The organism is Caldisericia bacterium (genome assembly GCA_030018355.1).
Classification (GTDB): domain Bacteria; phylum Caldisericota; class Caldisericia; order B22-G15; family B22-G15; genus JAAYUH01.
This window is the reverse complement of record JASEFN010000004.1, coordinates 226,971-234,980: the sequence shown is the minus strand read 5'-3', so window position 1 is coordinate 234,980 and position 8,010 is coordinate 226,971. Positions and strand designations below refer to the sequence as shown.

Annotated in this window: 9 protein-coding genes; 8 read left to right on the top strand and 1 reads right to left on the bottom strand. The window is 24.8% G+C overall.

All coding sequences use genetic code 11. The features are described 5' to 3' along the window. From QMD25_05925 to QMD25_05905, 5 genes are all read left to right on the top strand, one after another. Nucleotides 1-771: hypothetical protein (locus QMD25_05925; GenBank protein ID MDI6861533.1), on the top strand; the 771-nt coding region annotated here is incomplete at its 5' end. Between the two features lie 6 nt (nucleotides 772-777). Then, nucleotides 778-1,620 carry a hypothetical protein gene (locus QMD25_05920; protein ID MDI6861532.1) on the top strand — a complete coding sequence of 281 codons (843 nt, stop codon included), beginning with the start codon at nucleotides 778-780 and terminating at the stop codon, nucleotides 1,618-1,620. Continuing rightward, nucleotides 1,621-2,379, top strand: coding sequence for an undecaprenyl-diphosphate phosphatase (locus tag QMD25_05915; protein MDI6861531.1), 759 nt, complete (start codon nucleotides 1,621-1,623; stop codon nucleotides 2,377-2,379). It abuts the gene before it with no gap. A gap of 31 nt (nucleotides 2,380-2,410) precedes the next feature. Continuing rightward, the gene (locus tag QMD25_05910; GenBank protein MDI6861530.1) at nucleotides 2,411-3,496 is read left to right on the top strand and encodes an alanine--glyoxylate aminotransferase family protein; all 1,086 of its coding nucleotides are present in this window, start codon (nucleotides 2,411-2,413) and stop codon (nucleotides 3,494-3,496) included. A 4-nt stretch (nucleotides 3,497-3,500) separates the two neighbouring features. After that, nucleotides 3,501-4,382 carry a patatin-like phospholipase family protein gene (locus QMD25_05905; GenBank protein ID MDI6861529.1) on the top strand — a complete coding sequence of 294 codons (882 nt, stop codon included), beginning with the start codon at nucleotides 3,501-3,503 and terminating at the stop codon, nucleotides 4,380-4,382. Here the strand turns inward: QMD25_05905 and QMD25_05900 are convergent. Beyond that, entirely contained in the window at nucleotides 4,379-6,466 is a 2,088-nt protein-coding gene (locus QMD25_05900) for a PEGA domain-containing protein (GenBank protein MDI6861528.1), read from the bottom strand. The genes QMD25_05905 and QMD25_05900 overlap by 4 nt on opposite strands. An 85-nt stretch (nucleotides 6,467-6,551) precedes the next feature. Between QMD25_05900 and QMD25_05895 the strand changes: the two genes are divergently transcribed. From QMD25_05895 to QMD25_05885, 3 genes are read left to right on the top strand one after another with little or no spacing between them, the layout of a single operon-like run. Next, nucleotides 6,552-7,073 (top strand): type 1 glutamine amidotransferase domain-containing protein, encoded by a 522-nt coding sequence (locus QMD25_05895; protein ID MDI6861527.1) that lies wholly within the window; start codon nucleotides 6,552-6,554, stop codon nucleotides 7,071-7,073. Nucleotides 7,074-7,079: 6 nt separating this feature from the next. Beyond that, entirely contained in the window at nucleotides 7,080-7,214 is a 135-nt protein-coding gene (locus QMD25_05890) for a hypothetical protein (GenBank protein ID MDI6861526.1), read from the top strand. After that, nucleotides 7,196-8,008 (top strand): 4Fe-4S binding protein, encoded by an 813-nt coding sequence (locus tag QMD25_05885; protein MDI6861525.1) that lies wholly within the window; start codon nucleotides 7,196-7,198, stop codon nucleotides 8,006-8,008. The genes QMD25_05890 and QMD25_05885 overlap by 19 nt, the downstream gene beginning before the upstream one ends. The last annotated feature ends 2 nt before the right edge of the window (nucleotides 8,009-8,010 follow it).

The following is an 8,010-nucleotide window of genomic DNA, read 5'->3' as shown; positions in this document are numbered from 1 at the left end:
AGAGAAAATTATTTTGATAAAGATAAAGAAGATCCTATTGATGCAGCACAGATGAACTCTTTCACATTTAACCTTTTTGGTGATCCAACACTTATTCTTTCTCTTGAAGATAATTCATTTTCTTTAAGTAGTGAGAGATATACAAAATACTCTTTTGAGAAAGATTTAATTTTTATTAAAACATTCATAAATAAAGGAAATTATTTCAAGGAGAAGATAGATTTTGGAAATTTGAATTATGTTGATGGTGGTTTTATTGTTGAAAATAATAGTGGTATTTTTAAAATTGAAAATACAAATTTTGAAGTGATATTAAAGAAAATTAAAGAAGATGAGATTATCTATTTATATAAAATAGAAAATGAAGATAAGATTATTTTAAAATGTTTAAGTGGTGAAGGAAAAGTTTTTCTTAGATTCTCACCAAATCTTAGGGCAGAAAGGTCAAAATATTTTGACCCTTTTAGAAACATTGCTATTTTTGAAGTTAAAGAAAATGAAGAGATAGTTTTTAATAAGATGGATAAAGAAAAATTCTTCATTGAACCATCAGATGAAAATGTTTTTATACTTAATTTAGAAAAATTTGACTATAAAAAAGATAATTTTATAAATTTATTTGATTTCTTTATATTTTCCAGACATTTTGGAGATAGTAAAGATTCTGTGTTATACAACGAAATTTTTGATTTTGATTCAAATGGAGTTATAAATGGTGTGGATCTTTTAATTTTCTCTTTAAATTATGGTAAAACAATAAAGGAGGAGTAAGTTCAAATGGAAAGTTTACTTATAAAAAGAATTGGTTTAAAGATTCAAGAAATAAAAGAGGATGAAAGAGAGAAATTTTTGAATCTTAATTTTCTAAAAAATGTTTTTAATGAAAAAAGCGGTGTTTTATTGTGGGAAAAAGATAATAAATCTTATATTATTTACTTTTTAAATGGTAAACCAATTTTTAAAGTTTTCTATGATGATTCCAAAAAAACTTTTGGTGATGAAGGAGAAAAGTTATTTTTAAATGAAAAAGAAGGTTCAATTTCTCTTTATCAAATAGATTCAAAAGGATTAATCTCAATTTTATCAATGCACACTGGAGAGACTTTATATAAAGATCTTGACACAAAAATTGTTGATTTTTCACAATTTTTAGATTCTATTGGCGGAAAAGATATAACAGGTCTTCTTGTAATAAAAAATGAAAAAAGTGAATTTTTGCTTCTATATGATGGAAAAATCCTTGACATAAAAGATGGAGAAGTAACTCTAGCATCTCCTATTTCAATAGAAAGTGAATCACCATCTTTGATCTCATTTGCAAAACTTCTCGTAGGGAAAAATACTTCAATATCACTTTTCTCAATTGATAAAGATAAAGATTTTAAAGAGATAAATTTAAATATTTTAAAATATGATATAGAAAAATTAAAAGAATTAATTAAAGAAACTTTAAGAAAGGTTTTAAAAGAAAGAGTGAAAAAACTTGAGGAGGCTGTTGATTCAATAAAATCAAAAGAAGATATTGAATATTTATTAAAAAAATGTGATGATTTTATATCTTCTCTTTATAATAAGAAAATATTAGAAGAATTTAGAAAACAAATTTCGGAGTTAATTTAAATGAAAGTAATACAATCAATTATTCTTGGAATTGTTCAGGGATTAACTGAATTTTTACCTGTATCATCAACTGGACACATAATTTTATTTTCTCGCTTTTTAAACTTAAAAGAGCCACCTATTTTTTATGATTTAACTCTTCACCTTGGAACTTTAATTGCAGTTTTTATATTTTTTTACCCATTTATAATAAAAAACATAAAAAATATTAAACTTATTTTTTTAATATTAATTTCAACAATAACAACAGGAATTTTTTATATAATATTTAAAGAACCACTTGAGGCTCTTTTTTCAAATTTTAAATATCTACCAATTTTCTTTTTAATAACTTCTTTTTATCTCTTTTTCTTTTATTTTAAAAATAGAAGATACAAAACAATTAAAGAAATGACTTTATTTGATTCTATAATAATTGGATTATCGCAAGGTTTTGCGATTATTCCTGGAATTTCAAGAAGTGGCTTTACATTTATAACATCTCTCCTTTTGGGAATAAAAGAGGAAGATGCATTTAGATATTCATTTTTGTTATCAATTCCATCCATTCTTGGTGCCTCAGTTTTAAAATATTTTGATTATATAAAAAGTGGGGAATTTTTTAGTTCCAATATATTCCTTTCTGGATTTTTTATGTCTTTAATTTTTGGAATAATTGCTATTATTATTTTTAAAAGTTCAATATTTAAAAGAAATTTCAGAGTCTATTCAATTTATCTTATAATTGTTGCAATAATAATAATGATTTGGTTTTGGTAATTATAAAAATTTTATAAAAAGGAGGGAAAGAATGAGAGAACTTTTGTTAATTCCTGGTCCAACACCTGTAAATGAAGAGGTTCTTAAGGAAATATCAAGGCAACCTATCTCTCATATGAGCAAAGATTTTGGGGAGTACCTAAAAAAGTGTGTCGAATATCTTAAGGTTATATTTGGAACAAAAAATGGAAACATTTTTATAATTCCTGGCTCTGGAACTCTTGGAATGGAAATTGCAATTAAAAATTTTTTGGCTAAAGAAGAAAAAGCACTTGTTATCTCTCATGGATTTTTTGGAGATAGATTTTTAGATATTTTAGAAGAAGACAGCTTTTCTTATGATAAAATTCAGAGTAAATGGGGAGAGGTTATTGATTTAAACATAATTTATGAAAAGTTAAAAAAAGAACATTTTTCATTAATAACAATTACTCATGTTGATACCTCAACAGGTATTCTTGCACCAATAGAAGATTATATGAAAGTAATTAAAGATGTATCTTATGATTCTCTTGTAGTTCTTGATGGAGTTTGTGCAACTGCAGGAGTTGAAGAAAAAATGGATGAGTGGGGGATTGATATAATTTTAACTGGTTCCCAAAAAGCACTTGCAGTTCCTCCTGGTCTCACTATTCTTGCTGTTTCTGAAAGAGCAATGAAAAAAAGAGAGAATTTAGGAAAGATTGGATTTTATTATGGAGATCTTCTTCGCTGGAAACCAACAATAGAGGATGCAACAAAATATTTTGCAACTCATAACACAAATTACACATTTGGCTTAAAAAAATCTCTTGAGATTATTTTAAGCGAGGGATTAGATAATAGATACAAAAGACATTATGAAAACGCTTCATTTATAAGAGAACTTATGAAAGAAATTGGTTTTGAGGTTTTTGGAAATAGATCTCATCTTGCACCCACTCTTTCGCTTTTCATCTATCCAAATGGAATTGAAGATGAAAAATTTAGAAGTGATCTTAAAAGTAAAGGAATAACAGTAGCAGCAGGAATAAAAGAGTTAAAAGGAAAAGTTTTTAGAATGGGTCATATGGGTGAAGTAAGAAAAGAAGATCTTCAATACGCTTTTGAGGTGATTAAAGAAGTTGTAAAAAAATAAGAATATGCTTGGACTTTGTTGGGAAGGAGGAGGTGCAAAGGGGGCTTTTGGGGTAAAATTTTTATATTTATTAAAAAAAGATTATACATATCTTTCATTTAATTCTCTTGCTGGAGTATCAGTTGGAGGAATAAACATTATTCCTCTTATTATAGATGATTTTGAATTTTTAATGACTCTTTGGAAAATTGTTAAAAGAGACGGGAAATTTATATACAAAAAATTTCTTAAAAGAGAATATGAAACAAAAAAATTTTATGAATTTGTTGACTTACTTATTAATAGAAAAGACTTTTTTGAGAAAATTAAAAATTCAAACAAGACCTATTTAATATTTTCTAAAATCAAAGATGGTAAACTTTTGATTTTTACAAATAAAAAATTAAATTTATATGATTCTGAATGTGTGATTATTGAAACGCCAGAGGATCTTAAATATGCAATTTTAGGAACAAGCGCAATACCAGTTATTTTTCCAGAAGTGAAATATAAAAATTGGATACTACTTGATGGAGGCGTTGAACACACTTTTCCAATAAAATATCTTATGAAAGTTTCAAAAGAAGAAAAGTTTTTAGGTATTCTTCATGAAAAACCAGAGAGGTTTTTTATTCCAAATCCAATTAAAGCAATTTTTTCTCCATTTGCGTATCTTGTAGATAAAATAACTTTTGAAATAACACATAAAGATTTAGAAGGATTGAATAAATTAGATGAAAATATATATGAATATGAAGGAAGAAAAATATTCCTTATTTATCCAATAGCACCACTGCCTTCAGCAATGGATTTTTCTTCACAATCTCTTGAAAAAAGTTTTACCATTGCAGAGAAAACATACTCAAAATTAAAAGATAAACTCTTAAATTTTATTCAAGTTTATTAATAGGGATTTAAATCCATAAGATAAATAATTTTTATTTTATCTTTATCAACAATAAATTTTATTGTTTCAAGATTAATTGATTTAATATCAATAAAAATTATATTATCAAAGATATTAATTTTTAAATTTTCTTTTAAAAATAAATCATTATCTAAAATTATTATTTCACCAATATCATTAATTTTAATTGGTAAACCTCCATAATTTACAAATAACTCATTTTTATCATTTATTCCTATATTAGATAGATTCATTGTCAATGGAAAATTGATTTTAGTTATTTTTTTACCATAATTTTCAACTTTATAAATTCCATCATTAATTGAAGCAATGTATATATTTTTGTCAAAAGGATTGTATATTACTCCATTTTTTCCTGTAATATAAAAAATACCCAACATATCAAAATTTTCACCATTATTTTTTGATATAAATACACCATTTCTTCCGCCAATATAAACTATTTTTGGATTATATTTATCATAAACAATAGAAATTGGATTAACTATTTTAGATTCTATTTCATACCAATTTTTTCCTCCATTCTTTGTTTTTAGAATCTTTTCATCAGTTCCTATTATAATTTCTTTCTCATTCTTTGGATTTATATTAAAAGTTCTAACAATTTCATTTTTTATTAAAAATTCCCAATTTTTGCCATTATCACAAGATTTTAACAATCCTTTCCAAGTTGCAAGATAAATATTATTTTTAAAAATAATAATTTTTTCAATATAATCTATTTCTGGTATCTCAATTTTTTCAAAAGTTTCTCCATAGTCTTCAGATTTTAATAAGAAATTTTTATAAGAATTTGTCCATGCATATAAAATATTGGGTTTATCACTATCAACTCCAATTGTATCAAACCAATTTACAAGATCATATTTTCTCCAGGTTTTTCCTCCATCTTGAGAAACTGCGCTATCAAGATATATTATGTTGCTATTTTTCTCATGAATAAAAATATTATTTTCTCTACTTGATATATCAGGTTTTATTAAATTTATAAGATCCAAATTTAAAAACTCTAATGGTAAATAAATAGAATTATCCTTTTCTATAATTTTTATATTTTCATAAGTTGGTGGAAAAAGTGAATTGGTTTCAATTAATTTTCCATTTTTATCATAAACTAAATATTCATATGCTGTTAGAAATTTATTATCATATATTTTTGCATTACCTTTAATATCATTTATAAAAATTTCAAATGGCTCAAGCCCTTTTTCTTTTTTTACAAAAATCTTTAAATTAATTAATCCATTATTATCTGTTTTTAAGTTATAAACTCCTAATTCTTTATTTTTAATCAAATTACCCTTTGCATCTTCTACCTTAAAAGTTAAATTGACCTCTTTATTAAATGGAACTAAAATAAATTTATCTTTATCAAGATCATTGAACAAATCAGAAATTTTATCATATTCTGAAATTAATTCCAATTTATAACATACATCAAAAGTTGAAACAAGATCCCCTTCATCAGTAATAACTTTATATCTTCCTACTTCATCAAATAAAACCTCTTTTGAGAAAAATTTTACATCTGAATTTGGCAACTCTTTTAATTCAAAATGGACTTTTTTTCCACTTGGAAAAACAATTTCAAATCCATTAATATATTTAATTGTATATCCACTTATGGTTACTTTATCATTAAGATATATACTAGAATATGAATAAAATCCCTTAGAACAACAAACTTCATGCAATGTATATCTATTAAAAATTATAGGACCTGTGGTAAGGAATACATCATTATAGTTTTGTTCATTATTTTTTTCTTCTTGGAGAGTGATATTTATTGTATTTGTACCTTCATTTATTTCAATAACTTCATTATATTCTAAATAACCAGATTTTATAATTTTAAGAAAATATTTTCCAAATTTTAATTTAATATCAAGTGGTGTTAAACCAACATCTTTATTATCAATAAAAACTTTTGCATTCTGAGGATTTGAATCTATTTTTACAACTTTTTCTTTTATAATATTTTTTTCCTCTACATTCTTTTTACATGAATTAAAATTAATTAAAATTAAAAAAATAAGAAGGATCAAAAAAATCTTTTTTACCATTTTTATTTACCTCCTTTTCTATTATATCATTATTTTTATATGTAAAATTTTAAAAATTGTTATAATTTTTCTATGGAGGTGAATTATGAAACTGAAAGGAAAGAGAATAGCACTTTTTGTTGAAAAGTTATATAACGAACATGAATTTTGGTATCCATATTTTAGGTTTAAAGAAGAGGGTGCTGAAGTAAAAATAGTTGCACCAAATATTGAAGTTTATCATGGAAAATATGGTGGTCTTCCAGTTAAACCTGATTTAACAAGTAAAGAGATTGATACAAAAGATTTTGATGCTGTTTTTATTCCAGGTGGATACTGTCCAGATTATCTTAGAGCACACAAATCAGTTACTGATTTTGTAAGAAAAATGTATGAAGAGGGAAAGGTTGTTGCATCAATTTGTCATGGTGCTTGGGTTTTAATTTCTGCAGGGATTACAAAAGGAAAGAAAATAACATCAACTCCAACAATTAAAGATGATGTTATAAATTCTCAAGCAGAATTTGTGGATAAAGAAGTTGTAGTTGATGGAAATATAATTACATCAAGAACACCAGATGATCTTCCATTTATGCTTCCTGAAATAATTAAAAAACTTACTGAATAAATTTGAATGAAAAAAACTTTAAGAATTTTTTTAATAATCATCTTTTTAATTTTTATTCTTTTTGGAATATTAAATAAAGAGTATCTTGAAGTACTCAAAAATGCAGTATTAATCTGTTTCTCATGCATTGGAATTCAATAAAAGAGTTATTTTCTGATAAAAAGAGAAAGATAACTCAGACCCTATTTACAATTCTTTTTAATATACCATTTTTAGCACCAATTTTAAAAAGAGTTCCTATGCCTGTTTTACATTGCTACTCCTGCCCACTTGCATCTTTTGCTTGTCCAGTTGGAACAATTCAACACCTTATTATTATTAGAGATATTCCATTTTATACAATTGGAGTTGTTTCATTAATCTACATTTTTTTAGGAAAACTATCATGTGGTTTTATGTGTCCATTTGGTTTTTTTCAAGATCTTTTATTTAAAATAAAAACCCCATTTAAAATAAAACCAAAAATTAAAAACCTTTTCTGGTTAAAATATGGGTTTCTTTTTTCCCTTGTTATTATAGGACCATTTATTTTTTATGAAACTCTTTTTTGTAAAGTTTGTCCTGCAGGATCACTTACTGCTGGAATTCCTCAGGTTCTAATAAATCCTTCTTTAAGAGGTTTGATAGGGCCACTTTATATTTCAAAAATTATTATTTTAATTTTTTTTCTAATTTGGTTTATTTTTGAAGAGAGACCTTTTTGTCACTATTTTTGCCCGCTTGGTGGATTTATTGGAGTTTTTAACAAAATTTCATATTTAAAAATTGAGGTTGATTTAAATAAATGTAGTGAGTGTTATAAATGTGAAAAAGTTTGTCCATTTTCAATACCAATATTTAAAGATCCAAGTAATATAAATTGTATTAGATGTGGAAAGTGTATTGATATGTGTCCAACAAAAGCACTCTCTTTTAAATTTAAAAATGAATTATAATT